Below are 25,646 nucleotides of genomic sequence, written 5' to 3' on the forward strand. Positions count from 1 at the left end.
GACCTGGCTGCGCTCGGCCAGCTTCCTCACCTCGGCGGCCACCACGGCAAAGCCCTTGCCATGCTCGCCGGCGCGGGCGGCCTCGATGGCCGCGTTGAGCGCCAGCATGTTCGTTTGATACGCGATGTCATCGATGATCGAGATGCGCTCGGCGATCGACTGCATGGCCGCCACCGTCTGCTGCACCGCCGCGCCCCCCTCACGCGCCTGGGACGAAGCCTGCTGCGCCATGGTGTCGGTGAGGCGGGCGTTGTCGGCGTTTTGCTTGATCGAGGCGGTGGCCTGCTCCAGCGTGGCCGAAGTCTCCTCCACCGAGGCGGCCTGCTCCGAGGCCGACTGCGACAGGCTTTGCGAGGTGCTGGAGACCTGGGTCGAGGCCGAGGACAGGTTGTCGGCGGCGGCGCGCACCGCGGTGATGGTGGCGGTGAGCTTGGCCACCATCGTGCCCAGGGCATGAAGGAGCTGGCCGGTCTCGTCGCGCGACGAGGCGGAAACCCGCACCGACAAGTCGCCGTCGGCCACGCGCTGCGCCACCCCCACGGCCTGGCTCAGCGGGCCCGTGATCGAACGAATCTGGAACACGGTGAACAGCAAGCCCAGGATGAAGGCGATGCCACCGGTGCCGATGCCCAGCAGCAGGGCGGACTGCGCTTGGCGCGTCGTGCTGGCTTCGGCTTGCGCGTTTTGCACTTTTTGTTGCGCCATGAGATCCAGGATGCGTCGGCGCACCTGGCGCCACTGCGGCGTTTCCTGCTGGTTCAACGCCGCAATCGCGGCGGGCTGTTGACCTTGGGCCAGCGCCGTGATCTGCGCAAACTCGGCCACCTGTTTCTTCCGAAGCTCGCCGATGTCCTGCAGGGCCTTGATGTAGCCGGAGTCCTTCGCCGCCAGGGTTTGGGCGGTTTGCAAGGCCTGGGCGAAATGCTCTTGTGCCGCATCCAGGTTCTTGAACGCAGCCTTGTTCTCGGGGTCGAGCACGATGTTGCGCAGCGCCTGGCCGGACTGCAGACCTTGCGCGTACATGTCCTGCAGCGCTTCGCCCAGGGCCACGTCCGTGTGGATATAGGTCTGGAACTCGCGCCGGATCGACGACAGTTCGAACAAACTCACGGCGAGCGCGGCGATAAAAAGCAGGAACACCAGCCCCGAGGAAAGGGACATCTTGGTGCGGAGTTTCAAATCGCCGAATGCGTGCATGGAGGATCTCGTGATGAAAGTGAACTGCGTGTTGAGGCTGGCTAGAAGCTGGCTAGCGGGATAACGCGGGCTTGGCGTCCGAATGCGCGGCGCCGTCGGCGACGCGCGCCAGCGCGGCCATTTCATCCATCGAGAGGACGTGGGAGACGTCGAGCAGGATGATGAAGCCGGAATCGGTGCGGGCCATGCCGCGGATGAAGTCCTGGCGCAGGCCGGTGCCGAAACTCGGCGGGGGTTCGATCTGCGTGGCATCCATGTCGAGCACGGCGTTGACCGCGTCCACCAGCACCCCGATGGCTTGGGGCCCGTCGTCGCCGTCGACCTCCATGATCACGATGCAGGTGCGCTGGCGCAACTCGGTGGCCGGGCGGCCGAAGCGTTGCGCCAGGTCGATGACCGGCACCACATTGCCGCGTAGGTTGATGACGCCATGCACGAAGGCCGGCATCATCGGGATGGTGGTGGGGCGCGTGTACTCCAGAATCTCGCGCACCCGCAGGATGTCCAGGCCGTAAACCTCGCTTTGCAGGCTGAAGGTGAGGTACTGGCCGCTGGCGGCCGATTCGGCAAGGCCGTGCGCCTGCACGGAAGCGGGAAGATTCGCAGTGCCTGGCGTGACGCCTGCCGTAGCAACAAGGGCGGTGTTTTGCATGGAGGGCTCCGTTTCGGTGAGCGGGTTCAGAACTTGACGAATTCGCCGGCACCGCGCAGCGCGGGTAGGGCATCGTGAGGTGTAACGGCACTTTTCTTCTTGGCTGAAGCCGGGCTCGGGTTAACCCGATTCGGCATGTCGCCGTCCTGGCCGGTTTTGAATGTGCTGACAAGCTGCTGCAGCTGGGAAGCCTGGGTGTTCATTTCCTCGGCGGTGGCGGCGAGTTCTTCCGAGGCCGAGGCATTCTGCTGGGTGACGGCATTGAGCTGGGCCACGGCCTGGTTGATCTGCTGCATGCCGGTGGCCTGCTCCTCGCTGGCGGCGTTGATCTCCTGCACCAGATCCGAAGTCTTGGCGATGGCCGGCACCATCTGCGCGAGCAACTGGCCGGCGGTCTCCGTCTGCTTGACGGTGGAGGAGGCCAGATCACCGATCTCCTTGGCCGCGACCTGGCTGCGCTCGGCCAGCTTCCTCACCTCGGCGGCCACCACGGCAAAGCCCTTGCCATGCTCGCCGGCGCGGGCGGCCTCGATGGCCGCGTTGAGCGCCAGCATGTTCGTTTGATACGCGATGTCGTCGATGATCGAGATGCGCTCGGCGATCGACTGCATGGCCGCCACCGTCTGCTGCACCGCCGCGCCCCCTTCACGCGCCTGGGACGAAGCCTGCTGCGCCATGGTGTCGGTGAGACGGGCGTTGTCGGCGTTTTGCTTGATCGAGGCGGTGGCCTGCTCCAGCGTGGCCGAAGTCTCCTCCACCGAGGCGGCCTGCTCCGAGGCCGCCTGCGACAGGCTTTGCGAGGTGCTGGAGACCTGGGTCGAGGCGGCGAGCAAGTGGGCGCTCGAATCCCGCACCGAGGTGATGGTGTGGGTGAAGCGATCGACCATGGCACGGGCCGAAGCCATGACCCGGCCGATTTCATCGTTGGCGCGCTGGTTCATGTCCACGGTCAAGTCGCCTTGCTCCAGGCGCGAGAACACCTGGAACGCCGTACGCATGGACGTGTTGGTGCGCCGGATGACGAAGATCGACAGCGCCAGCAGCAGGGCGGTGCCGACGCCCGATACGAGCAGGCCGCGCAGGCTGTAGGCCCAGGCGGCGTTGTTCACGTCATCGACGTAGACCCCGGTGCCGATCACCCAATGCCAGGGCGCGAAGCGCAGGGCGTAGCCGTCCTTGGGAAAGGCCTCGGCCGTGAGGCCGCCGCCGGCCTTGGGCTTGGGGAAGGTGTATTCGAAAACACCGCCATCGGGATTCTGCGCCGCCAGATTTTGCGCGGTGTACAGATTCATCTTGCCATCGGTGCCGACCAGCGGCGCGTGCAGCCCCGGGCGGTAGCCGGTGGCGTTGTCGAATTTGGGCAGATCCAGGACCTTGCCATCCAGCGCCGGCACCATGGGGTGCATGAGCATGGTGGGAACCGGGTTGGTGTCGTTGGTGATCCAGAAATAGCCGTCGTGCTTGGCGCCGTAGCGCATGTTCTTCACCGCGGCCATCGCCTCGGCTTGCGCCTGTTCCGGCGTGAGTTTGCCGGCCTGGGCCTGGCTGTAGTAGTAGTCGATCACTCCGGACGCCGTCTGTGTGGCGTTGCGCAGCATGAAGACGCGCTCGTCGAGGATGGACGCGCGCAGCCGGTTGACGTTCAGCAGGGTCATGGCCGCCATGCCGGCGATGAACAACGCCGAGAGCAGGAGCAGGCTGCGGCGGATATCGAGAGAGAAACGGGTTTGTGTGCGCATGATGTGTCTCGTGAACGGGGAATTTTTGTTTTTTGCGTCGACAGCTGGATACGCACCGGGTGTGCGCTCCAGCCGTTCGTGTTTTGGATTGCGATACGGGGAAATCGGCTCTCAAGGAAACGCCGGGCCGCTCCCAGGTTTTCTTGGCCCCCACGGGGGCGGCGTGCCGCCCCTGGGGCGCTCAGAACCGGACGAACTCCGCATCACCGGGCGTGGCCATGACCATGGCCGGGGTTGTGGCGGTTTTTCGGGTCGTGCGCTTGGCCTGCTTGGGCGCGGGCGCAGCCGGCGCCTGGCGCGCCGCGCCCCCGTCGGCCAGCCTGAACTGGCGCATGGTGTCCTGCAACTGGGAAGCCTGGGCGTTCATTTCCTCGGCGGTGGCGGCGAGTTCTTCCGAGGCCGAGGCATTCTGCTGGGTGACGGCATTGAGCTGGGCCACGGCCTGGTTGATCTGCTGCATGCCGGTGGCCTGCTCCTCGCTGGCGGCGTTGATCTCCTGCACCAGATCCGAAGTCTTGGCGATGGCCGGCACCATCTGCGCGAGCAACTGGCCGGCAGTCTCCGTCTGCTTGACGGTGGAGGAGGCCAGATCCCCGATCTCCTTGGCCGCGACCTGGCTGCGCTCGGCCAGCTTCCTCACCTCGGCGGCCACCACGGCAAAGCCCTTGCCATGCTCGCCGGCGCGGGCGGCCTCGATGGCCGCGTTGAGCGCCAGCATGTTCGTTTGATACGCGATGTCGTCGATGATCGAGATGCGCTCGGCGATCGACTGCATGGCCGCCACCGTCTGCTGCACCGCCGCGCCCCCCTCGCGCGCCTGGGACGAAGCCTGCTGCGCCATGGTGTCGGTGAGGCGGGCGTTGTCGGCNGCGATCGACTGCATGGCCGCCACCGTCTGCTGCACCGCCGCGCCCCCCTCACGCGCCTGGGACGAAGCCTGCTGCGCCATGGCGTCGGTGAGGCGGGCGTTGTCGGCGTTTTGCTTGATCGAGGTGGTGGCCTGCTCCAGCGTGGCGGAGGTTTCCTCCACCGAGGCGGCCTGCTCCGAGGCCGACTGCGACAGGCTTTGCGAGGTGCTGGAGACCTGGGTCGAGGCCGAGGACAGGTTGTCGGCGGCGGCGCGCACCGCGGTGATGGTGGCGGTGAGCTTGGCCACCATCGTGCCCAGGGCATGAAGGAGCTGGCCGGTCTCGTCGCGCGACGAGGCGGAAACCTGCACCGACAAGTCGCCGTCGGCCACGCGCTGCGCCACCCCCACGGCCTGGCTCAGCGGGCCCGTGATCGAACGCGTGATCCAGATGCCGCCGAGAATGGCGAGCAGGATGGCGGCAGCGCCTGAAATCAGGCTCAGCCACAATCCGCGCGTGAAATCCGCCTGGCTGGCCGCGTACAAGGCATTGGTCTCGCCTTGCTGGACCTTCGCCAAGTCCTGCATGGTGATGCGCATCGCACGAAGCAAGGGCATCGATTTCTGCAGATATTCGCTGGTGGCGTAGCCGTAATTGCCCTGCTGGATCTGTTCGAAGACCTTGGCCAGGATGGGCCGGTTTTGCGCGGTGAGCCCCATCATCTGGTCGACTTTGGCTTGAACCGCATTTGAAATGGGCAGGCCCTTGAGTTCCTTCAAGGCCGCGTTGGTGCTGCCCTGGTTGGCCTTGACGGCCGCCGCGTCCTCCGCCGTGAGATTTTGCTGCAGCAGGGTGCGCAAGGTGATGCGGGCCGTACTTTGAAAATTGCCGTACACGGTGTTCAGGAGCCGTTCCGCGCGAAGCTGGTTATCAACCAATTCATGCGAGCGGTCGTTGATGTTTTTCATCTGCGCCACACCGAAACCGACGGTGAGCAGGAGCAGCACGACCAGGAGGCCGAAACCCAGGCCTAGTCGAACACTGATTTTGAGGTGTTTGAACATGCGGTTTCCTTCGATTGTGGTCGGGATTCAAGCCGCGATGGCAGCGGATGGCGCCGCGCTGGCTTGTCGCGTCACGCGGGATAGGAGCGCGGTGACGTCGAGGATCAGCGCGACATCGCCGTTGCCGAGAATGGTCGAGCCGCTGATGCCTTGCAGATGGGCGAACAGGGCGCCCAGGGGTTTGATCACGGTCTGGTATTCGCCGAGCAGGGCGTCGACCACCAGGCCCGCGCGCTGGCCAGCCGCCTGCACCACGACGACGTTGCGCCGCAGCGGGGACGCCTGCGCCGCATCGCCGCCGCCGAGCACGTCGCGCAGGTGCAGCAGCGGCAGGGCCTCGCCGCGCAGGTTGATGTAGCCGAGTTGGCGGGGGCCGGGGTGGTATTCCATGCACTCGACCACGGCGTCGAGCGGCAGCACATAGGTGCGCCCGGCGCTGTCCACCATGAAGCCGTCGATGATGGCCAGGGTCAGCGGCAGGCGCAGGCGCATGGTGGTGCCTCGGCCCGCGGTGCTTTGGATGTCGATGGTGCCGCGGATGGCTTCGATATTGCGCCGCACGACATCCATGCCGACGCCGCGGCCGGAAAGGTCGGTGAGTTTCTCGGCGGTGGAGAAGCCGGGCTCGAAGATCAGATTCCAGACGTCGGCGTCGGGCATGGCGGCCGCGGCTTCGGCCGACAGCAGTCCGCGCTCCACCGCCTTGGCCAGGATGCGCTCGCGGTTGAGGCCGCCGCCGTCGTCGGCCACCTCGATGAGGATGCTGCCCGAATCGTGGCAGGCCGACAGGCGCAGCGTGCCTTGCGCCGGTTTGCCGCGCGCCGCGCGCACGTCGGGCGCCTCGATGCCGTGATCCATGGAATTGCGCACCAGGTGCATCAGCGGATCGGCGATGCGCTCGACCAGGGTCTTGTCCATCTCGGTGTCCGCCCCCTGAATGACCAGCGCGATGTCCTTGCCCAGCTCGCGCGAGGTGTCGCGCACCACGCGCTGGAAGCGGGCGAAGGTCTCCCCGATCTCGACCATGCGCAGCTTCAGCGCGCGTTCGCGGATTTCTTCCACCAGCCGCGTGACCTGGGCCGCCGCCTCGTGCTGCGCCGGGTCGTCCGAGCGCTGCGCGTGCAGGGCGTTGCCGGCGCTGGCGATGACGAGCTCGCCGACCAGGTTGATGAGAATGTCGAGCTTGTCGGCCGCCACGCGCAGCATCTGGCTGTCGCGCAGCAGCTTGCCCTTGATCTGTTTCTGCTTGTCCAGCGCGGCCTGCACGATGGGCTCGTGGGTCGCGCCCTCGCGCACCAGAATCTCGCCCAGCGGGGCATGGCTGCCTTCCGCGCCTTGTTCCTGCTGCTGCGTGCTGAGCGCTTCGGCCAGTTCCTTGCGCGTGAGGGTGCCGACCTGCACCAGAATTTCACCGACGCGCGCGTCGTCCTCCGGCAGCGAGCGGATGAGTTCAATGTAGTCGCCGATGCGGCTGTGCGCGGGCAGGATGCTGATGGCGCTGTCGTCGCGCACGAACTCGAACACCGATTCGATCTCTTCCTTGCTGACGTCGCTGCGGAAATTGACCTCGAAGCCGAGATAGCTGGTTTCCGCGTCCATGACGTCGAGCGCGGGCAGGGCATCGGTCAGCGTGGCCAGGCCGACGATCTCGCCCAGGCCGCCCAGATAGCGCATGAAGGCCAGCGGGTCCATGCCGTTGCGCAGGCAGTCCTGGCCGAAGCGCAGCGAGATGTGCCAGGTGGCGGTGGCGGCGGCGCCCTGCGGCAGCACCGTCACGGTCTGCGGTTCGTCATGACTGGTGTTTTGCCGCGGCATCGTTTCGCGCGTGACCATCGCGCCAGATTTCGCCCCGGGTTGCTGGAGCGACTGCAGCCGCGCCACGATGGCCTGCGCGGCCGGGGTGTCTGCCTCGCACGTCCCGCTTTGCGCGACTTGGTCGACCAGGCCGGCGAGCAGGTCTCGACCGTCGAGCAGGGTGTTCACGACATCCTCGCGGGTTTCGACCTTGCCGGCCCGCATCTGGTCGAGCAGGCTCTCCAGGTGGTGGGTGAAACGGACGATGCCGTCCAGCCCGAACAGCCCGGCCGAACCCTTGATGGTGTGGGCGGCGCGGAACAGGGCGTTGACGGCCTCGGGGTCCGCCCCGGCTTCGAGGCCGAGCAGGCCTTGCTCCATGCTGGCGAGGAGTTCCTGCGCCTCCACGATGAAGGACTGCAGGGCTTGCTGCATCTGTTGTTCGAAGTTCATGCCGCGTCCTTTGTGGTTCTGGGGGTTCCGAATTCAACGACCGGGTCGCCGAAATAGGGCAGAAGCTTGCAAAGTTCCAGGGTCGCCAACACCGGCGCGCTGTGCGCCGTGAGCTTGAGCGTGTGCCCGAGATTGCTGGCCATTTGCTTGGCGGCCAGCAGCAGTTGCACGCCTGACGTGTCGATTTCCTCCACTTCGGCCAGGTTCAGCTCCAGCACAGGGTGCTGTCGCAGCAACGCTGCGAGGCGTTCGCGCATTTCGGCCGCGCAGTAGATATCCAGAGATCCGCTGAGCGTGACGCAACAGGTCGCGCCGCTTTGTTGTTCGACGACATCCATGGTTGTTCCCTTCAGGGCGCGATGAGTTTGGACACGGCGGCCAGCATCTGCGCCGGCTGGAAAGGCTTGACCACCCATGCCCGCGCGCCAGCGGCTTGGCCCTGCGCCTTCATGTCTTCCTGGCTCTCGGTGGTCAGCATGATGATGGGTGTGAACTTGTATTCGGCTTTTTGCTTGATCTCCTTGACCAGGGTGATGCCGTCCATATTGGGCATGTTCACGTCGCTGATGATGAGGTGGAACTTGCGGCCGTCGAGCTTGGTCAGGGCATCGACGCCGTCGCAGGCCTCGACGACCTCATAGCCGGCGCTGGCGAGGGCGATATTGACGACCTGGCGCAGCGAAGCAGAGTCGTCGACGATGAGAATGGTTTTGGACATGGCCGTTTTGGGAGAATCGATAGTCGATAGGGAGGTGAAGAACTGTGGCTCAGAAGAAGGTGATGTCGCCGCCGTCCACGACTTCGGTGGTGGTCTCGCCGTTGTGGTTCAAGCGTTGTTCCTGGGTCGTGTAGCCGCTGGCGATGTTCTGCATGTAGGCGGCGACATCCAGATGGGCCGGGATGCTGTCTTCCGGGTGGGCGATGAATCCGGCGATCTGCTCGGTCAGCGCGTCCAGGCTCTCGCGGGTGTGGGCAAGGATCTGGCTGACGCGGTCCTGGAACTGCAGCGCGACCAGGACCTGGGCGATTTCTTCGCGGATCTTGGCGCTTTCCTGGTGGAGGATGTCGGTCGAGGACGTCAGGCCGCTGGTGACGTGGCGCAGCCTCTCGAGCACGTTCTGGATGGAGCGTTGCGACTCGGCCATGGATTGTTTTTCCTCGGCGCTGGACTTCGCGGCGGTCTGCGCCATGGCCTTCATCGCGCCGTTGATGATCTTGACCTTTTCGGACATCTCCCGGCCGGTGTCGCGTGACTGCACCGACAACTTGCGAACCTCGTCGGCGACCACGGCGAAACCCCGCCCGTTCTCGCCCGCGCGCGCGGCTTCGATGGCGGCGTTCAGGGCCAGCAGATTGGTCTTCGACGCCAGCGCCGAAACCTGGTCGGCCATTTTTTCCAGCGCGTCGGCATAGCTGGTGACCATCAGCACGTCGCGCATGGCGGTGTCGCGTTTGGCGAAAGCTTCCTTGAGACCCTCGAGCACGAGGCCCAGTTCGCTCTCGCTCTGGCCGAACACGGCGACAACGCCCTCGTCGCCGCCGAGCCCGCCCGAGGCGCTCAGGGAGGCCTTCACCGCATTTTCCAGGCTGCTGTAAAGACCGGAGAAACGCTGGCTGAGTTGCAGGATGGCCGTTTCCATCTGCACACGGCCGGCGTCGATTTGCTGTCCAAGCACGGGCAGGGCTTCGGTGCACAGCGAAGCGATCTGCGCCGATCGGTCCGTCGCCGCGCCGCCGCCGTTGGTTGGATTGGATGTCGACATGACTGCTCCCAAGGATGTCTGGATGAATGTTCAGGCTGGTTCTGGTTCAGGCAGGCTGCAACGCTGCGGCATCGATGACACGGCGCAGGGCGATGCCGAGGTCGTTGGCGACGAATTTCGCCACATAGCCGTCGGCCCCGACATTGCGCGCGTGATCCTCGTTGGCCTGGCCGGTGAGCGAGGAATGGATGACGACCGGAATGCGCTTGAAGCGGTCGTCATCCTTGATCTTGCGCGTGAGCGTGAAGCCGTCCATCTCGGGCATCTCCAGGTCGGTCAGCACGGCGGCCACCTTGTCATTCACCCGCTTGCCTTCGGTCTTTGCATCGTGCGCCAGGCTTTGCAGCTTGTCCCAGGCTTCCTTGCCGGTCTTGGCCATCACGTACGGCGCATGCAGGGCCTGCAGGACCTTTTCGATCTGGTTGCGCGCGACGAAGGAGTCGTCGGCGGCCAGGATCACGCTACCGGGCGGCAGTTCCAGCGCGTCGCCGATCTGCGCGGTGTTGACCTCCTGCACGCGCGACGGCAGCACGTCGCGCAACACCTTTTCCACATCCAGCACCAGGGCCAGGCGGGTCTTGTCGCTGTCGGCGTCGAGCCGGGCGATGCTGGTGATCATGCCGCCCACGGAATTGGCCTCCGCCGAGAGCACGCGGCTCCATTCCAGGCGGGTGATTTCCTCGACCTCCTCGACGGCAAAGCCCTGCACCGAGCGCTCGTACTCGGTGACGATGAGGATGTTGAGCCCCTTCGGTTTGCAGCCCACCATGGCGGGCAGGTCGATGACCGGCACGATCTGGCCGCGGATGTTCGCCACGCCCAGCACATGCGTCGGCGCGCCCGGCATGGACGTGACCTGGGGCATGACGAGGGCTTCGCGCACCTTGAATACATTGATGCCGAAAATCTCACGCCGCCCGCCCGCGTCCTCGCCGAGGCGGAACAGCAGCAACTCGAATTTGTTGGTTCCCGCCAGGTGCGAGCGTTCGTTGACATCCTGCAGAATGTTGGACATGGGAGACTCCGTGTTCGTCGATGTGTGTGGATTCAGGGCACCAGCGCCATCAGCGCCTCGATGCGTTCAGTGATGGCGCCGCTCAGGGCCTCAAGCTCGCTTGCCAGTTGCCCTGTGCGAGGCAGGTCGCCGCGGCGCAGCGCTTCCACCAGCGCCTGGCCGGTTTGATGGACTTTTTTGTGCACGCCCTCGGTGCTGGAAAAACCGGCGTTCGAGCCGAAATACCCTTGGGCCGGACCGTAGTACCACTTGCCGAAATAGCAGGCGCGGTCGTCCGACAGATCCAGGTCCACCGCTTGATGCGTTTGAGCCGCCGCGAGCAGGTCGCCGATCCAGGCGTCGTGCATGGCCAATGAAATGCGCAGCGCCACGCCGGGGCTGGTATCGGCCCCGATCTGGCTGGCGCCCCGCTTGAGATGGCCTCTGGCCTCGCCGGTGGACTCCAGAATGAGGTGAAACTGCCTGGCCAGGTCCTGCAGCGTGCGGCTGGCCTCGCTTCCGCGCGTTTGCTGGGCCTCGGCGTCGGCCACGAGACCGGTCATGTGCTCGCGCTGCTGGCTCGCCACCTGCAGCACGGTATCCATGGTGCGGCGCACCTCGCCATTGGCCGACTGCACCTTGCTGACCAGGCGGCCGACCCCTTCGATGCGTTGCATGGCGGTGCCCATGTCGCGGTCCAGGTCGGTCGAACCGTCGCGAATGGACAAGGTGATGTCGTCGATCCTGCGCGTGAGGGCGGCGGTCTTGCGGGCCAGGTTGCGCACTTCGTCGGCCACCACGGAAAAGCCGCGGCCGGCTTCGCCCGCGCGAGCGGCCTCGATGGCGGCGTTCAGCGCCAGCAGATTGGTCTGGTTGGCGACCTCCTGGATCCCGGCGGTGAGCTGTTCGACCGTCCGAACCGAATCGACGAAGTTGGAAAGCTTGCCGCGGGTGGAGGTGACGAAGCTGCCGACGTCGTGGACTTCGCTTTGCACGGCGTCCAGCTCCTTCTGGCTGCGCGCCAGGTTTTGCGATGTGTCCTGGGCCTTGCCGACCAGGTTGTGCAAATCGGCTTCGGCGGTTTGCGTGCGCCTCGCTGCATGCATCGTGTGCTGCGCGGAGTCGAGGACATGTTCGGACAGACTGGCGAGTTCGGCCTGGAAACCGGTGACCCGGGCTTCGGCGAAGGCCAGGCTGCGGGTGGTCCGGCGTACCGTGTCGGCCCCCGCGAGCAGCGCCGCCTTGGTGGTGGAGAATTGCCGGACCCATTGGGGGCCGTCGATCAGGCCCATGTCCAGCAGGGCGTCGTCGCCCTTGCCGGCGAAGAGGTCGAGCACGGCCTGCAGCGTGGCTTCGCGGTCGGCCTTCAGGCGCGCCAGAAGGCCTTCGGGGTTGACCGGCGCCGCTGCGGGTTCTGGTACGGCCGCCAACAAGGCGGGGGCGTTTGCCGCGGGATCGCCGTCCAGCGCGGGGGTGGCTTCGTCCACCAGAAATTCCTTGATGCTGTCCATGCTTGCGTCCTCGGGTCTCAACTGGCGGTGCCGCAGGCGTGGAGCGCCTCGCCCAGGCGTTCGAGCTGTTTCAGGAGTTCGCTTTCGTGCGTGCGCAGCGCCGTCGCGAGCTGGGGGATGCGGTCTGACTGGCCACCTTGCGCAGCCTGGAGCAGTTGCCGTGCGGCGGCGTGCAGCTGTGCGTGCGCCGGCTCGACCGAGGCGAACGCGGCCAAACCCCCGAATCGCTCCTTGCCGGCGCTGTCGTACCACTTGCCGAAGGTGCATTGATGATGGTCCGTCATCTCGCCGGGAGCCGACGCCGGCCTGTCGTTTCCGGCGTCGGCCATGATCCGGTCAACGAAGATCATGTGAGCCGCCTCGGCCATCTTCAACTGGGCCTGGGCCGAGATGGACGACATGCGGGCCACATCGCCCTGCAGCGACTGCATCACGGACTTGACCCGCCCGACTTCCTGTTCGGCGCTCTGGCTCGTGGATTCGATGCGCCTGGCCTGGTCGGCGATGGCCAGCGTATTGGCCTCGATGCCCCCGGTGGTGTCCCGGACGTGGCGCGCCAGATTGCGCACTTCGTCGGCGACGACGCCAAAGCCCCTGCCTGCTTCGCCGGCGCGCGCGGCTTCGATCGCCGCGTTGAGGGCGAGCAGATTCGTTTGGTAGGAAATCTCGCGGATGTTCTGCACCAGCGAACCGATGGACTTGACCTGCTGGAGCAGCTCGATCATGACCGCGCCATTGCCCTGGACCGTCTGGCCGACATGGTCGATCGCGGTGCTGGCGTTCGCCATGGCCCGCTTCACCGCGTCGGCGGCCTTCTCGATGCCGTCGATGGTCTGGCTGACGTCGCAGATCAGATGGGTCGAGCGCTGCTGCGCGGAGATGTCGTGCCACGATGCATGAAAGGCGAGCAATCGGCCCTGCTCATCGCGCACGGGAGCAAAGCGCAAGGAAAACGTCACCGTGCCCACCGTCATGACGGTGTGGTGCGTCTTGGCCTGCCCACTGGCCAGCGCGCGCAGGATGGCGCGAATCGGGGCCGGATCCTTGTGGAACTGGTGGATCGAGAAGTTGAGGGCGTTGCGCACGTCGGCGCCGCGCAGCGCCGCGTTCAATCCCTGGTGGAACCGCGCCATCGTGTCCAGCGCCGTGCGGTTCATGTAGAAAATCTTGTTGTCCATGGCCTCGTCCGCCTCGGCCAGCATTTCCAGCGTGTCGAGGGGGGCGAGGTATTGCTCGGCGTAGTGGAGCAGGGTCGGGTTCATGGCCGGGTCGTTTCCAATCTTGTCCCGCGCGCTCATTCGAAACCGAGGCGCAGATTGCCCCAATGGCGGTCGTTCAGCCGAATTGGCACGTCCAGCTCGCGCAACACCTCGCCCGTGTCCCGGGCGTAGATCATCAGGTGGATCGGCTTGGTGTTGTGCGCCGCTTCGAGTCCGAACACATCGTTGAAGATGCGCATGGCGCGGTTGCCGACCAGATCCTTCTTCGGGTCGCCGGTGAGGGGTTTGTCGTAGATGGTGTTGTGCGTGGCGGTGTAGCCGTTGCGGTCCACGGCAAACGAGAACCTGAACTTGGCGCTGCGGGCCAGGATGCCGTCGAGGATGGGCTGCACCAGTTCCTTGAACAGATCCGTGAATTGCGTGCGGTATTTCTGCGGCTGCGTGCCGGCGACGGGGACGTAGTTCTCGTCGAACAAGGCGTGGAGGTCGATCCGGCCTTGTTGCAGGGCTTGTTGAAGCTGCCGCTCGATCTCGCGGGCGCCCTCGATCGCGGCGCGGGAGGCCAGGCTGAGTTCCGAGCCGGTGTCGAAATCCAGGTTCATCTCGAGCAGCGTCTTGTTTTCGTTGAGCGTTTCCAGAAGATTGGCGGACACTTCTTCCGACCCGCGTATCCCGTCCGCGGTGGCTTGACGGATGCCGGCCGCCATCTGTTCGAAACTGGACTTGAGCTCGCTGATGGTTTGCTGCGACGACCGGCCGAGTTCGGTGATCTCGGCGAAGACGGCCTGGTTGTGCTGGATGCCATCCTTGATCTCGGCAAAGCCTGTCAGCACATCGGCCATCTGTTCGGCGTTTTTCGTCACCGCCGACGAGAACACGCCGGAAGCCTTGTGTGCAACCGCGACCGACTCCTGGATGGTGTCGATCGAAGCGCCGGCGGTGACCACGGTTTCCGCCGCCTTGCTGGCCAGACGGCGGACCTCGTCGGCAACGACGGCGAACCCCCGCCCGGCCTCACCGGCCCGGGCGGCCTCGATGGCCGCGTTCAGAGCGAGCAGATTCGTCTGCGCTGCGATGTCCTTGATCACGTGGAGAATGCGTGTGATGTCCTTGGCGTTGTCCTGGATCCTGTCGAGGTGCTCCCGGTTGCGGGTGTTTTCGGAGACGATGTGCTCGAAGTTCGCGCGGGCCGCCTGCACGCCCGCATAGCGTGACTCGACAACCGCGGCAATGCCCTGCGCGCGCGACGCCGCGCGCTGGATCTGATCTTCCATCGCCAGCGTGGTGCCCACGACCTGTTGCAGGCTGGTGCCGACGTTCTCGATCAGCTTGTCCTGCTCGGCCTGTCTGGACTTGATGGACTGCACGGACCCGCTGGGCGAGAAATAGCCGCGGGCGGCGGCCAGTCCAACTTTCGAGGATCCGCGCTCCCAGGCCCGGGCCTTGTCGCGGATGAAGGTCAGGATGTCGCGGTACGGCGATTCGAGTTTCTCGATGCGTTCCTGCCTGGCGTCCAGCGGCCGGCGCAACAGCGCTTGGGTCAGATCCAGGGCTTGCTTCTGGTCGGTGATGTTGCGCCAGGAGGCATGGAAGGCCAGCATATGTCCCTGTTCGTCACGCACCGGCGCGAAGCGCAACGAAAAGGAGACGCTGCCGACGTCCATGTCGGTCTGATGCATCTCGGCCTTGCCCTGCGCCAGGTCGCGCAGGATGCCGCGGATGCGCTCGGGATCCTTGTGGAATTGATGGATGGAATGGTTGAACGCATTGCGCACGTCGGCGCCGCGCAGCGCCGCGTTCAATCCCTGGTGGAACCGCGCCATGGTGTCCAGGGCGGTACGGTTCATGTAGAAAATCTTGTTGTCCATGGCCTCATCGGCCTCGGCCAGCATCTCCAGCGTGTCGAGCGGGTCGAGAACCTGCTGGATGGCGTGGAACATGGCGGGGTTCATCATGGGCGTTTCCATCACGGTCGGATCAAGGTGTCGGGGCTGGGGCGCGACTGGGGTTTGGAGCCACGCATGCGGCGGGCTCAGACCGTCCCCACCTCCAGCGCATCGAACCAGTTGATGAAGCGCTGCACATTGGCGCCGGTGTAGATGGCGCCGTGCTGCGGGCAGAGGAAGTCGATATCGAGCTTGGACACGCGTTCGCACCACTTGCGCTTGGCCTCGTTCGATGGCATCCAGCGCTTGTGGAAATACTCCGCGTGCTTGATGTGGGCGTCGAACGCGGCGGCGCTGTCGAGGTCGCGCCGCTCGACGTAGGCGGAATGCCCGGCGGGCAGCAGCGCGGAGCCGACATCCCCGGAGAACAGCACCTTGGCCTTCGGGTCGTAGAGATGGAAATTGGCCGAGGAGTGCAGGTAATGCGCCGGAATGATCTGCAGCCGGAGCGACCCCACGAGCAGTTCGCCGCCTTCGTCGGGAATGCCCTGGATGTTGGCGTCCAGCGCCCCGTAGTGGCGTATGAAGCCGACCCAGAGCTTGGCGGTGTGCCAGGTGATGGCCGGGTTGCAGGCGTTCCACAGCGGCAGGCTGGAGCCGACGTCGGGGTCCTGGTGGCTGACAAAGGCGCTCTCGATCGACGAGGGAGGCAGCGCATCCATCAGCGCGGCGAACACCTGGGGAAAGACCTCGAAACCACCCGGATCGCAGAGCAGCGTATGCCCGTCGACCTGCAGGGCGTAGACGTTGGAGTCGACGACGCGAGGCTCGCTCTGGTCGTAGACGACGAACCAGTGGTGCTGCCCCTCGGTATAGAACTTGTCGGTTTTCATGAAAGGACCTTTTCGATCTGATCTGTGTAGGTGCGCAGCAGGTTGCGAACCTGCACCACGGCCTTGTCCATATCGGAGGAGACCTGGGCGAGGGCGGCGCGCGCATCGCCCTTGAGGGCTGCTTCGATGCGGCCGTTGACCACCACGTACTCCAGTTCGGCCACCACGCTCTCGAAGCGGGCGAGCGCCTGGCGCAAGCGGGTGCTGGCGCGCCGGCCCTGTTCGGTGCGGGTTTCCAACTGCATCTGGCGTTCTTCGATGGCGCGCTGCAGCCCCGGAGCAAACTGGCGGGCGGTCTCGGGCAGGTGCTCGAGCTTGTCGATCCGGTAGCTGTCGAGCAGGGTCTGCATGAAGCCGAGCATCAGCGGATGGATGGCCTGCTGCATCTCGTCGGCGGCGGTCTGCAGTTGCTGCGCGCCCTCACGGAACGACTGCGCGACCACGCCGTAGCCGGCCAGATCCTTGCCGTGGCGCTTCACCAGGACCTGGGCGTTGAGGGCCTTGCGGTCGATTTCGCGCAGGTATCGCCGCAACTGGCCTTGAAAGGAGAAGGTCACGTCGGCAACGCCGACGAAGCCGCCGCAGAGTTCGGTGGGTGAGACCCGTGTGTCGTATGTCATGGCTGTTCCTCGTGCGGTCGCGGTTTATGCGGCCTGGCCGGTGCGCATGGCCTGCGTCAGGGCCTGAAGGTCGAGGATGAGAACCACGTCGCCGCCGCCGGAAATGGTGGCGCCCTGGTACCACGATGTCTGCGCGGAAATATCCAGGGGTTTGACGACGGAGTCTTCCGTGCCGACGGCCTCGGAGACGACCAGCAGGCCGTGTTCGGTGAGAATGCCCTCGCACGGATCCTTGCCGAGGTGCAGCGGCACGCCCTGCAACTGGAGGCCGAGGTCGATATAGGGCACGATGCGCTCGGCCCCGATCTGGATCATGAGCCGTCCGGAGATGCTGTGGACATGGCTCGGATCGATCTCCATCAGGTTGTCGACCGTGGACACCGGAAGCGCGTAGGTCTGGCGACGCAGCCGGAAATACAGGACGGGCAGGACGGCCAGGGTCAGCGGCAACTCGAGCGTCAGCGTGGTGCCCTGGTTGGGCCGGGTCGCGATGTCGACGCGGCCGCGCAACTGCTGCACGGCCGAGCGCACCACGTCCATGCCGACGCCGCGGCCGGAGAGCTCGCTGACCTGGTCCTTGGTGGAAAAGCCTGGCAGGAAGATGAGTTCGAGCATCTCGCGCTCGGACAGCCGTGCCGCCTCCGTCTCGGCGATGATGCCCTTGGACAAGGCCGACTGCAGGATCTTCTGCGGGTTCATGCCGCGTCCGTCGTCGATCACCCGGATCTGCACCTTGTCGCCGAGGTGGATGGCGGCGACCCTGAGCAGACCCTCTTCCGACTTGCCCGCGGCTTGCCTGTCCTGCGGGGTTTCCAGGCCGTGGTCGAGCGCATTGCGCACCAGGTGGATCAATGGGCCGGACAGGGCGTCGATCACGGTCTTGTCGATTTCCACATCCTCGCCTTCGATTTCCAGGCGGACCTTCTTGCCCAGATTGCGGCTGGCATCCCGTACCACGCGCGTCAGGCTCTGGAACAGGCGCTTGCATGGCTGCATGCGCAGGCGCATGACGATGCCCTGCAGGTCGTTGACCGTGAGGTCGGTTTCGCGTGCCAGCCGCACGAGCGTTTCGTCGCTCTGGCCCAGGCGCGCCACGGCGGCCGACAGGCGGTTGCGCAAGAGCACGAGTTCGCCGACCTGGTTCATCGCCTGATCGAGCCTGGCCGAATCGACGCGTATCGTGGTGTCCTCGCGACCCTGGGGCTCCGCGGCGGGTGGCGGGGAGGGTTTGTTGGCCGGTTTCGGCACGGTCGCGGGCACCGGAGCCGAGGCCCGCGCGACCCCGGGCGCGCCGCCTTGGCCGTAGAGTTCGTCCAGCGTGCGGTTGAACGCGGCCTCGAGGTCGTCTTCCGCGGTTTGCGGCGTGCTGGCGTTGGGCACGGGCGGCACGGCGGCGGGGCGCGGCGCGGGAGTTGCCCGCGCGGCGGCGCCGGTGGGTTCGAGGCCTGGCGCGCCGCCTTGGCCGTAGAGCTCATCCAGCGTGCGGTTGAACGCGGCTTCGAGATCGTCTTCCGCCGGGTTTTGCGCGAGGGTCTTTTTTTCCACATAGACCCCGGATTGCCCCGACGCGTGGGGGCGCGTCTCGGCCCATGTCCGCTCCGGCGCGGACGCCGGTGCGGCCGCGGCGCGAGGCTCGGGCGTGCTTGTCTCGGGTTGCTCGCCGCGGGCGTAGGCCTGCACCAGGGCGCTCAGATCGGCTGGCCCGGGCGCGGGGTTCTCGCCCTGGCCCATCTCGCCCAGCATGCGCTCGATCACATCGGTGGAGCGCAGGATGGCATCGATCATGCCGCCGTCGGCCTGCAGCTTGTGGTCGCGCAGCTTGTCGAGCAGATCCTCGAGGTGGTGGCACCAGTCCACCATGTTCTGCGCTTCCAGAAAACCCGCTCCGCCCTTGAGGGTGTGGAAGGCGCGGAAGATGGCGCCGAGAATGCCGGCGTCATCGGGCGACGCCTCCAGGCGCAGCAACTGGCCTTGGGCATCGGCCAGCAATTCGCGCGATTCGGCCAGAAATTCCTGCAGGATGTCGTTGTCCATGGCAGTGTCGGATGGGGATGGGAGTCAGATGCCGAGCTGGGCAAGCAAGTCGTCGACATTGCCCTGATCCATGCGTTCGCCGCTGAAGGTGTCTTCCTCGGGGGCTTGCGTCGTGCCGCGGGCGTGGCCGAGCTGCTCGAGCGCTTCCTGGATGCGCTGCTCGACGGCCTGGAGCAGCGTGATGGTCCTTTTCAGGCGCTGGCCCGCCAGATCCTGGCTTTGCTGGCTGGTGAGGATGGTCTGCAGATGCTCGTCGAGGCGATCCAGCCGGCTGTCGATGAAGCCTCCGTTGGTGGCGCGAATGGCGGCCACTTCCTTTTGCGCGCTCTCGACGGCCTCGAGCGTCGCCATGGCTTGCTGCTCGCTCAGCGCGAGGGCTTCCTGCAGCGGATGGCTGACGCCCGGCAGGTCGCTGGAGGCATGCATGATGCGCTGCACCCCTTCGGTCAGCAGGACATCGGCCTCGCGCAGGTTGTGCACGGCCGAAGGCGGCAGGGCGTGGGTGTCGGTGTTCATGACGACGTCCCGCCTTGCAGACGCTGCAGGATGCCGTCGATTTTGGCCTTCAGGGTGTCGGCCGGAAAGGGTTTGACGATATAGCCGTTGACGCCGGCTTGGGCTGCCGCCAGGATGTTCTCCTTCTTGGCTTCGGCCGTGACCATGAGCACCGGAAGCGCGCGAATGGCCGGGTCTTCCGAGGCGCGGATGTGGCGCAGCAGGTCGATGCCCTGCATATTGGGCATGTTCCAATCGGTCACGACGAACTCGATGCCGCCGGCCTGGATGCGTTTGAGGGCTTGCACACCGTCTTCGGCCTCGTCGATGGTCCCGGTCACGTGGCCGGTTTGCATCAACAGCCCACGGACAATGCGCCGCATCGTGGGGAAATCGTCAACAACAAGGAATTTCAAGGGGCGCTCCAAGGCAAGTCGCAAGAACATGGGCTTGGAGGTGATGACGGCACAGTTCCGCCGGACTTGATAGCGCCGGACGCTCCCCCGCTGCGGGATGAGGTCCGGCGTTCAAGCCTCGGCAGCCTGTGCCGTTAGACGTGGGGCATCCGCAGTGGCAGCCTTGCATGGCGCCGACCTGGAGCGTTCGCGCCGCCGGCTCCTGTCCGATTCATGCCCGGGTTGGCAGGCCTGGTGTGAAGTCGGGCGCAAAATCGTGACGCTTATGGGCATCTTTCCACGCAACTCAAGAATCTTCCCAACATGGCTTTATTGATTGGCTATATCTTGTCCCTGGGTGCCATTTTTGGCGGGTATGTACTGGAGGGTGGGCATGCCGGGGCGCTCATGCAGCCCTTCGAGTTGCTGATGATCGGTGGGGGCGCATTCGGCGCTTTTTTTGCATCGACCTTCCCGAAGGGATTCAAGGCCACGCTCAAGGCCTTTCCAACCGCGCTCAAGGGTTCGACGTATTCCAAGGCCACTTATCTCGAGTTGCTCACCCTGCTCAATGACTTGTTCACCCGCATGCGGCAGAACGGCCTGATGTCGCTCGAAGGGGATGTGGAGGATCCGCGCGCCAGCGAGATCTTCAAGAAATACCCGCGCATTCTTGCCGACCACCATATCCTGGAGTTCATCACCGATTACATGCGCCTGATGATCGGCGGCAATCTGGGCGTGATGGAAATGGAAAATCTGATGGACGTGAATCTGGAGACGCATCATCGCGAGATGGAAGGCCCGATCCATGCCATGACCCGCACGGCCGACAGCATGCCGGCGTTCGGCATCGTCGCCGCGGTGATGGGGGTGGTTCACACCATGGCCTCGGTGGATCAGCCCCCGGCCGTGCTCGGCGAACTGGTGGGGGCCGCCCTGGTGGGGACGTTTCTCGGTATTTTGATCGGCTATGCGATCCTCGCGCCCATCGCCGCGCGCATGGAAGACCGCGCGCAGGAAAGCACCAAGATGCTCGAATGCATCAAGGTCGCGCTGCTGGCGACGATGAATGCCTATCCTCCGCAGGTGGCGGTCGAATTCAGCCGCAAGGTCCTGTACTCGAACGAGCGGCCCAGTTTCACCGAGCTGGAAACGCATCTGCGCGAAGCCAAGGGGAAATGAGCCATGGCCGATACGCAAAAGCCGCAACCCATCGTCATCAAGCGGATCAAGAAAGTCTCCGGTGGCGGCCACGGCGCGGCGTGGAAGATCGCCTACGCCGATTTCGTGACGGCGATGATGGCGTTTTTCCTGCTCATGTGGTTGCTGGGATCGACGACCAAGGCACAGCTGCAAGGCATCGCCGAATATTTCAAGAATCCCCAGAAGGTTTCCATGGAGGGGGGGGCAGGCGCGGGCTCGTCCAACTCGGTGATCCAGGGCGGGGGGACCGATCTCACACGCACCACGGGCCAGGTGCGCAACGGCGCAACGCCAGGCAGGATCGTCAAGCCTGACGCCACCGCGCGCAAGGCCGAAGAGGCCGACAAGCAGAACCTCGAGGCCTTGAAAAAGGCCCTGGAAGCTCAAATCCAATCGGATCCGCAACTCAATGCCTTCCGTTCGCAGCTGCTGATCGACATCACGCGCGAAGGTTTGCGCATCCAGGTCGTCGACAGCGACAAGCGGCCCATGTTCGGGCTGGGCGGGGCGCATTTGGAAAGCTACGCCCGAACGATTTTCCAGGACATCGCGCCCACCTTGAACCAGTTGCCCAACGCCATCAGCATCACGGGGCACACCGACGCCCTCAGTTATCAGAACCAGGGGCGCGGCTACAGCAACTACAACCTGTCCGCGGACCGCGCCAACGCCGTGCGGCAGGTGCTGGTGCAATCCGGCCTGGCGGAACCCAAGGTCTTGCGCGTGGTCGGCATGGGCTCGGCCTCGCCCTATGATCCTCAGAATCCCAACTCGCCGCTCAACCGGCGTGTGAGCATCGTGGTCTTGTCCAGGCAGGCCGAGGCCCGCATCCTGGCCGATCAGGCGGCCGAGCAGAGCGTGAATAGCGCTGGCGAGGCCATCTCCAGGGTGGAGGGCGCCGTGGCCAGTGCTCCAGCGAGTCCGATTGTTGCGCCTGCACAACTCGCCTCGAAACCCCTTGCGGGGCTGGCGCCCACGGGCCATTGAGGCAAGGGGTTAGTCGATGCTGCACCGTGGTGTCAAGTCACTTATCCTCAAGTCTGTGGAATTTGTGTCGTCAGCTGGGTTATCAGGAGTATGTCAGCAATGAATCCCATCCAGAATTCAGTCACGAACCCGGCCAGCGGGAGCATCCAAAAGGTCGAGACCAGCACCAAGCGCAACCCTGCCGGCACGGCAGGGTCGGTGGCTGCGGGTGCGGTCGGGACGCAGGCCGGAGGCGATATGGTTTCGATTTCGAATTCGGCCCGTCTGCTCAACACCGCGGCGACCACGACGACCTCGGGAGCCACGGACCTGAAGCTCAGTGAGCTGAAGTCGGCCATAGCCTCCGGACACTACACGGTCGACCCGCAAAAAATTGCGCAAGGATTGCTGCGCGACAGCCAGGCCCTGCAGAAGGCCACGGGCCGATAAGCCTCCGCTCCGGCCCCAGACATTTTCCCCCAGCCATGGCGCGATATGCCGCAACGAGTCAAAGCCATGGCGCAGCCTGACCGGCTCGATCAACTACTGCTCGAGCAGCAGTTGCTGCTCGAGCAGGTCGGCCAGATTCTGCAATCCGAATTGGACGCTCTAGTGGGTGGCGGCATCGACCAGCTACCCGACCTGGCCGAGCGCAAGGCCAGTCTCTGCGCCGAACTCGAGCGCCTCGAACAGGCCCGGATCGGCCTGCTCGGCGCGCCCGGCCAAGTTCGGCAAGCCGTGCCGGGCGACGACACCGAGAGGGCGCGCAAAATTCGCGAACTGGCGCGAGCCGTTGCCCAGGCCAATCAACGCAATGGTCTGGTCGTTTCGGCCCTTCTGCGCAATACCCAGGGCGCGCTCGACATCCTGCGCGGCATCCCGAATCCGGGCGGCGCAACCGTCTACGGACCTTACGGCCAGGCGCTGGCCGGGCACCCGTCCAGCAAGCCGCTGGCCAGCGCCTGATCGGACCTTTCCCGCATGTTGATCCTTTCGCGTCATGCCGGCGAGGCGATTCGAATCGGCCAGGATATCCGCCTGCTGGTCGTCCACGTCGGCGGCGGCAAGGTCCGGCTTGGCATCGAGGGTCCCAAGCATCTTCGCATCCTGCGCGAAGAGCTCTACGACATGGTGATCGATCTCAACCAGCAGGCCCAGGCCGCTCCCGAGCAGGTGACCTTGGATGCCTGGCTGCAGGGTGCCAAGGAAGCGACATGACACACCCGGCTTGCGCAGGAACCAGGGGCAGGCGATGACGACGTACGCAACCCGTTTCGGCGCCATCGAGGTGCCGCAGGACAAGCGCTGGATCTGTGCCGAGCCCATGCCGGGCTTCGAGGAACTGCGCGAATTCGCGCTCGTGCGGCTGGCCGGACAGGCGCCGTTCATCTGGCTGCAGTCGCTCGAGGTGCCGGATCTGGCTTTTCTGATGGCCGACGCGGCCTGTTTCGGTTTGCGCTTTCCGGCCCGCGACGCCGACCCGGGCGAGTTCGATGCGCCGCCTTGCGTGCTCGTCATCCTGCCGCAAGCGCCGGGGGAGGCCTTGCGCGTGCATCGCCTCGCGCCCCTGTTGTTCAACGTGGCCCAAGCCCGGTTCCTGCAGCGCGTGTTCGAGACGGATCAGGTGACGGGCGAGGGTGTCTGGACAGGCCGGCGCAGCACCGAAGCCGATGCCGCGTGGCATGCACGGCTGGTCGAATTTCAACCGCCGCCGCTGCAGCACGCGGCCAGTGCCGGCGTGCGAAGCGCGGGGCGCGGTTCAGAGCTTGCCGTCCCGTAGTAGCTCACGGTCGCGGCGCTGGACGTAGCTCACCACACGCTGCTCAAAGGCGGGCGTCATGTTCAGGAAGTGAATGCCGACCGGGCGCACAGGCTGCCTGACCTTGGCGCTGCGTATGGGGCCGATGAAGCGGACCTGCGCCTCGCTGGCCAATTCGACGCCGTTCAGGCTGAAGCGCACCAGGGGAATGTATTCGCCCTCGGTCAGCGCGAAATCGGTGGGCGAGGTCAGCATGATGCGCATGCCGCTGCCGCTGATGTCGTGGCACTGCCCCTGGATGGCGCGTGCGCCGCGGCGTTGCAGTTCGACCGTGCCGACATCGCCCGCGTTCACCAGGACCCTGTAATAGCTGCGCCGCTGCAGGTAATAGGTGACGTCGGGATAGGCGATGCGCAAGGCGCCGTAACCCTCCCAGTCGATCGCCTCGATCAGGTGGCTCTGGAATCCGACATACACGCCTTCCGAGCGCCCCAGGCAGAAAAACGGGCGATCTCCAAGCAGGCGCTTGTTGCCGTGGGCCGGATTGAGTTCATCGATCACCAGGGTTTGGCTCTCGCGATCAAGATGCAGCAGCAGGGAGGTGAACTCCTCGGCGTGCTCGCTGGGGATCACCGACAGGGCTTCACGGCTGCGGGCGATCTTGCCCAGGACATGCTCGACCTTCTGGCGGGTGGTCAGGCGAAACTCGTTCTTGAACAGCTTGCTGGCGACTTCGCGCATGTCCCGGCCCTGCATCAGATTCCCAGGTTTTCCGCCCAGGCGAGGGCTTCGAGATGGGCGGCGGAGACACGCTTGCGGCTCAGGCCCAGCAGGCGGATCTGCAGATCGACATCGTCCCAGTTCTGCCGTTCGCAGGCTTCCGCGATCTGCAGATAGGGCCCATAGGCTCCATGGCGATGCTTCAGGGCCATGACGATGGGGTCCGACAGGGAAATTTCCTCGAGGGCCTTGTCCAACGGAACGCCCAGCATGACGTCGAGCATCGAAAACACGCCGACGATGAATGCGTTGTCGGCATCGTCGGCCGACAGCGAACCCTGCATCATGTGCTCCATCATGCGACCGCGCGTGATGGCCGTGCGCGCGATGGCCGGCGCCGTGCTGTTGCCGGGTGTCGTGGCCATCAGCAGCACCAGCCAGCGGAACAGCTTCTTGTAGCCGAGGATCATCACCGCGTGGCGGAACGAATTGATCTCGGACATCAGGCCGAAACCCGAGGAGTTGATATAGCGCAGCAGCTTGAACGACAGGGCCGGGTCGCGCTTGAGCACCTCCTCGATGCGCGGAACCTCGGCCTGTTTGTTGACCAGGTCCATGAGCTGCAGGACCGTGGTGTAGGCCGGGTTGAACACCTTGGCGCTGACCGTTTGCGGCCGGGCGAAGTAGTAGCCCTGGAAGTAATGGAAACCGGACTCGTGGTACTCGCGGAAGGCCTCGACGGACTCGACTTTCTCGGCAATGAACTTGAGTTGATGGAACTGTTCGGTCTTGCGCCGCAGCGCCGGCACGATGCCGGGAGGCAGGGCCTTGACGTCGATCTTCAGGTAATTCAGCGCTGGCATCCACGCCGCATACGCGCTTGCGGCGGCGAAGGTTCCGGCGGCGAGACGAAAGCCGCGTTCGCGCAGTTCCTGCATGCGGGGAACGGCCTCGGCGATGCTTTGCGGGTCGTCACCTGCGGCGCGCGGAACTTCAAGCACGATGCGCTCGGGGTAGACGATGTCGAAGTGCTCGCCGCTGAGGTCTTCGAGGCGAACGTTGATGAAGGCGAGTTTGTCGCCGAACAGATTTTCCGAGGTGATGTTCGACAGCGCGTTGAACAGGAAGGTGGCGTCCGAGACGCGGGTGTGGGTGCTGGGCGCCTGGGTGCTGGTGGCCGACGCGCGCGACAGCAGTTCGTAGCCCACGATCTGCTGCTGCCGGTCGACGATGGGCTGGCGCGCGATATAGGTGTAGCCGTCCTCGGCGGCGCTGTCGGGCGGCACGCTGTCCGGCGTTTGTGTGGCGGGTTCGGGAGGTGATTGCATGCTGGAGTCGGGCACGGCTGGGCGCCGTCACACGTATTGATTTCGGCTTCGATGCTATCAGCCCGAAGCCCCGTGGGCGCGGCCCGTATGGATGTTGTTGCGCCGGGGC

General features: G+C 65.2%; 24 protein-coding genes and 1 pseudogene. 6 read left to right on the forward strand and 19 right to left on the reverse strand.

Features of this window, described 5'->3' with window-relative positions; all coding sequences use genetic code 11:
• The 17 genes and pseudogenes from THIARS_RS19130 to THIARS_RS14825 all read right to left on the reverse strand — a co-directional run.
• Positions 1–1,197 (reverse strand): methyl-accepting chemotaxis protein (locus THIARS_RS19130; protein ID WP_281254214.1); only part of this gene is annotated, 1,197 nt, incomplete at its 3' end.
• 52 nt (positions 1,198–1,249) lie between these two features.
• Positions 1,250–1,849, reverse strand: coding sequence for a chemotaxis protein CheW (locus tag THIARS_RS14750; RefSeq protein WP_094161549.1), 600 nt, complete (start codon positions 1,847–1,849; stop codon positions 1,250–1,252).
• A 26-nt stretch (positions 1,850–1,875) separates the two neighbouring features.
• Positions 1,876–3,588: a methyl-accepting chemotaxis protein gene (locus THIARS_RS14755; protein WP_094161550.1), complete on the reverse strand. Its 1,713-nt coding sequence runs from the start codon at positions 3,586–3,588 to the stop codon at positions 1,876–1,878.
• A gap of 181 nt (positions 3,589–3,769) precedes the next feature.
• Positions 3,770–5,500, reverse strand: coding sequence for a methyl-accepting chemotaxis protein (locus THIARS_RS14760; RefSeq protein WP_094161551.1), 1,731 nt, complete (start codon positions 5,498–5,500; stop codon positions 3,770–3,772).
• 27 nt (positions 5,501–5,527) lie between these two features.
• Positions 5,528–7,747, reverse strand: a complete 2,220-nt coding sequence (locus THIARS_RS14765; RefSeq protein ID WP_094161552.1) for a chemotaxis protein CheA — start codon at positions 7,745–7,747, stop codon at positions 5,528–5,530.
• Positions 7,744–8,085, reverse strand: a complete 342-nt coding sequence (locus THIARS_RS14770) for an STAS domain-containing protein (protein ID WP_094161553.1) — start codon at positions 8,083–8,085, stop codon at positions 7,744–7,746. Before THIARS_RS14770 ends, THIARS_RS14765 begins: the two co-directional genes overlap by 4 nt.
• Positions 8,086–8,096: 11 nt before the next feature.
• Positions 8,097–8,465 carry a response regulator gene (locus THIARS_RS14775; protein WP_094161554.1) on the reverse strand — a complete coding sequence of 123 codons (369 nt, stop codon included), beginning with the start codon at positions 8,463–8,465 and terminating at the stop codon, positions 8,097–8,099.
• A 49-nt stretch (positions 8,466–8,514) separates the two neighbouring features.
• Entirely contained in the window at positions 8,515–9,510 is a 996-nt protein-coding gene (locus tag THIARS_RS14780) for a methyl-accepting chemotaxis protein (protein WP_094161555.1), read from the reverse strand.
• A 46-nt stretch (positions 9,511–9,556) separates the two neighbouring features.
• A complete protein-coding gene (locus THIARS_RS14785) occupies positions 9,557–10,525 on the reverse strand; it encodes a chemotaxis protein (protein ID WP_094161556.1) in 969 nt (322 codons plus the stop codon).
• Positions 10,526–10,557: 32 nt separating this feature from the next.
• Entirely contained in the window at positions 10,558–12,015 is a 1,458-nt protein-coding gene (locus THIARS_RS14790; RefSeq protein ID WP_094161557.1) for a methyl-accepting chemotaxis protein, read from the reverse strand.
• A 17-nt stretch (positions 12,016–12,032) separates the two neighbouring features.
• Complete coding sequence (locus THIARS_RS19135) at positions 12,033–13,277, reverse strand: methyl-accepting chemotaxis protein (protein ID WP_094162164.1); 1,245 nt, start codon at positions 13,275–13,277, stop codon at positions 12,033–12,035.
• 32 nt (positions 13,278–13,309) lie between these two features.
• Positions 13,310–14,320, reverse strand: a pseudogene (locus THIARS_RS19295) (methyl-accepting chemotaxis protein); the annotation flags it as partial.
• 947 nt (positions 14,321–15,267) lie between these two features.
• Positions 15,268–16,014 (reverse strand): oxygen-binding di-iron domain-containing protein, encoded by a 747-nt coding sequence (locus THIARS_RS14805; protein ID WP_094161559.1) that lies wholly within the window; start codon positions 16,012–16,014, stop codon positions 15,268–15,270.
• Positions 16,011–16,634: a chemotaxis protein gene (locus THIARS_RS14810; protein WP_094161560.1), complete on the reverse strand. Its 624-nt coding sequence runs from the start codon at positions 16,632–16,634 to the stop codon at positions 16,011–16,013. Before THIARS_RS14810 ends, THIARS_RS14805 begins: the two co-directional genes overlap by 4 nt.
• Before the next feature lie 24 nt (positions 16,635–16,658).
• On the reverse strand, positions 16,659–18,668 hold the full coding sequence (locus THIARS_RS14815) for a chemotaxis protein CheA (RefSeq protein ID WP_094161561.1): 2,010 nt from the start codon (positions 18,666–18,668) through the stop codon (positions 16,659–16,661).
• A gap of 24 nt (positions 18,669–18,692) precedes the next feature.
• Entirely contained in the window at positions 18,693–19,184 is a 492-nt protein-coding gene (locus THIARS_RS14820; protein ID WP_094161562.1) for an uS12 family ribosomal protein, read from the reverse strand.
• Positions 19,181–19,609: a response regulator gene (locus THIARS_RS14825; protein ID WP_094161563.1), complete on the reverse strand. Its 429-nt coding sequence runs from the start codon at positions 19,607–19,609 to the stop codon at positions 19,181–19,183. The genes THIARS_RS14820 and THIARS_RS14825 overlap by 4 nt, the downstream gene beginning before the upstream one ends.
• Before the next feature lie 273 nt (positions 19,610–19,882).
• On the opposite strand from THIARS_RS14825, the gene motA reads away from it, so the two are divergent.
• The 6 genes from motA to fliW all read left to right on the forward strand — a co-directional run bounded on the left by motA (position 19,883) and on the right by fliW (position 23,510).
• Complete coding sequence (motA, locus tag THIARS_RS14830; protein WP_094161564.1) at positions 19,883–20,743, forward strand: flagellar motor stator protein MotA; 861 nt, start codon at positions 19,883–19,885, stop codon at positions 20,741–20,743.
• A 3-nt stretch (positions 20,744–20,746) separates the two neighbouring features.
• Positions 20,747–21,751 carry a flagellar motor protein MotB gene (gene motB / locus THIARS_RS14835; RefSeq protein ID WP_094161565.1) on the forward strand — a complete coding sequence of 335 codons (1,005 nt, stop codon included), beginning with the start codon at positions 20,747–20,749 and terminating at the stop codon, positions 21,749–21,751.
• A gap of 99 nt (positions 21,752–21,850) precedes the next feature.
• A complete protein-coding gene (gene flgM / locus THIARS_RS14840) occupies positions 21,851–22,180 on the forward strand; it encodes a flagellar biosynthesis anti-sigma factor FlgM (protein WP_186436697.1) in 330 nt (109 codons plus the stop codon).
• 66 nt (positions 22,181–22,246) lie between these two features.
• On the forward strand, positions 22,247–22,696 hold the full coding sequence (locus THIARS_RS14845; RefSeq protein ID WP_186436698.1) for a flagella synthesis protein FlgN: 450 nt from the start codon (positions 22,247–22,249) through the stop codon (positions 22,694–22,696).
• 15 nt (positions 22,697–22,711) lie between these two features.
• Positions 22,712–22,948 (forward strand): carbon storage regulator CsrA, encoded by a 237-nt coding sequence (gene csrA / locus THIARS_RS14850; protein ID WP_094161568.1) that lies wholly within the window; start codon positions 22,712–22,714, stop codon positions 22,946–22,948.
• A 34-nt stretch (positions 22,949–22,982) separates the two neighbouring features.
• Positions 22,983–23,510: a flagellar assembly protein FliW gene (fliW, locus tag THIARS_RS14855; RefSeq protein ID WP_186436699.1), complete on the forward strand. Its 528-nt coding sequence runs from the start codon at positions 22,983–22,985 to the stop codon at positions 23,508–23,510.
• Here fliW and THIARS_RS14860 read toward each other — a convergent pair.
• Complete coding sequence (locus THIARS_RS14860) at positions 23,490–24,230, reverse strand: flagellar brake protein (protein WP_094162165.1); 741 nt, start codon at positions 24,228–24,230, stop codon at positions 23,490–23,492. The genes fliW and THIARS_RS14860 overlap by 21 nt on opposite strands.
• A gap of 14 nt (positions 24,231–24,244) precedes the next feature.
• Positions 24,245–25,537 carry an EAL and HDOD domain-containing protein gene (locus THIARS_RS14865; protein WP_094162166.1) on the reverse strand — a complete coding sequence of 431 codons (1,293 nt, stop codon included), beginning with the start codon at positions 25,535–25,537 and terminating at the stop codon, positions 24,245–24,247.
• Positions 25,538–25,646: the final 109 nt, after the last annotated feature.

The sequence above is a fragment of the Thiomonas delicata genome (assembly GCF_900088825.1).
Lineage (GTDB): Bacteria > Pseudomonadota > Gammaproteobacteria > Burkholderiales > Burkholderiaceae_C > Thiomonas_A > Thiomonas_A delicata.

What these genes read in the sequence shown, in the direction of transcription:
- THIARS_RS14750 (WP_094161549.1), bottom strand. Translation starts at nt 1,849, where the DNA reads ATGCAAAACACCGCCCTTGTTGCTACGGCAGGCGTCACGCCAGGCACT.
- THIARS_RS14755 (WP_094161550.1), bottom strand. Translation starts at nt 3,588, where the DNA reads ATGCGCACACAAACCCGTTTCTCTCTCGATATCCGCCGCAGCCTGCTC.
- THIARS_RS14765 (WP_094161552.1), bottom strand. Translation starts at nt 7,747, where the DNA reads ATGAACTTCGAACAACAGATGCAGCAAGCCCTGCAGTCCTTCATCGTG.
- THIARS_RS14770 (WP_094161553.1), bottom strand. Translation starts at nt 8,085, where the DNA reads ATGGATGTCGTCGAACAACAAAGCGGCGCGACCTGTTGCGTCACGCTC.
- THIARS_RS14775 (WP_094161554.1), bottom strand. Translation starts at nt 8,465, where the DNA reads ATGTCCAAAACCATTCTCATCGTCGACGACTCTGCTTCGCTGCGCCAG.
- THIARS_RS14780 (WP_094161555.1), bottom strand. Translation starts at nt 9,510, where the DNA reads ATGTCGACATCCAATCCAACCAACGGCGGCGGCGCGGCGACGGACCGA.
- THIARS_RS14785 (WP_094161556.1), bottom strand. Translation starts at nt 10,525, where the DNA reads ATGTCCAACATTCTGCAGGATGTCAACGAACGCTCGCACCTGGCGGGA.
- THIARS_RS14790 (WP_094161557.1), bottom strand. Translation starts at nt 12,015, where the DNA reads ATGGACAGCATCAAGGAATTTCTGGTGGACGAAGCCACCCCCGCGCTG.
- THIARS_RS19135 (WP_094162164.1), bottom strand. Translation starts at nt 13,277, where the DNA reads ATGAACCCGACCCTGCTCCACTACGCCGAGCAATACCTCGCCCCCCTC.
- THIARS_RS14805 (WP_094161559.1), bottom strand. Translation starts at nt 16,014, where the DNA reads ATGAAAACCGACAAGTTCTATACCGAGGGGCAGCACCACTGGTTCGTC.
- THIARS_RS14810 (WP_094161560.1), bottom strand. Translation starts at nt 16,634, where the DNA reads ATGACATACGACACACGGGTCTCACCCACCGAACTCTGCGGCGGCTTC.
- THIARS_RS14815 (WP_094161561.1), bottom strand. Translation starts at nt 18,668, where the DNA reads ATGGACAACGACATCCTGCAGGAATTTCTGGCCGAATCGCGCGAATTG.
- THIARS_RS14820 (WP_094161562.1), bottom strand. Translation starts at nt 19,184, where the DNA reads ATGAACACCGACACCCACGCCCTGCCGCCTTCGGCCGTGCACAACCTG.
- THIARS_RS14825 (WP_094161563.1), bottom strand. Translation starts at nt 19,609, where the DNA reads ATGTTCTTGCGACTTGCCTTGGAGCGCCCCTTGAAATTCCTTGTTGTT.
- motA (WP_094161564.1), top strand. Translation starts at nt 19,883, where the DNA reads ATGGCTTTATTGATTGGCTATATCTTGTCCCTGGGTGCCATTTTTGGC.
- motB (WP_094161565.1), top strand. Translation starts at nt 20,747, where the DNA reads ATGGCCGATACGCAAAAGCCGCAACCCATCGTCATCAAGCGGATCAAG.
- flgM (WP_186436697.1), top strand. Translation starts at nt 21,851, where the DNA reads ATGAATCCCATCCAGAATTCAGTCACGAACCCGGCCAGCGGGAGCATC.
- THIARS_RS14845 (WP_186436698.1), top strand. Translation starts at nt 22,247, where the DNA reads ATGGCGCAGCCTGACCGGCTCGATCAACTACTGCTCGAGCAGCAGTTG.
- csrA (WP_094161568.1), top strand. Translation starts at nt 22,712, where the DNA reads ATGTTGATCCTTTCGCGTCATGCCGGCGAGGCGATTCGAATCGGCCAG.
- fliW (WP_186436699.1), top strand. Translation starts at nt 22,983, where the DNA reads ATGACGACGTACGCAACCCGTTTCGGCGCCATCGAGGTGCCGCAGGAC.
- THIARS_RS14860 (WP_094162165.1), bottom strand. Translation starts at nt 24,230, where the DNA reads ATGCGCGAAGTCGCCAGCAAGCTGTTCAAGAACGAGTTTCGCCTGACC.
- THIARS_RS14865 (WP_094162166.1), bottom strand. Translation starts at nt 25,537, where the DNA reads ATGCAATCACCTCCCGAACCCGCCACACAAACGCCGGACAGCGTGCCG.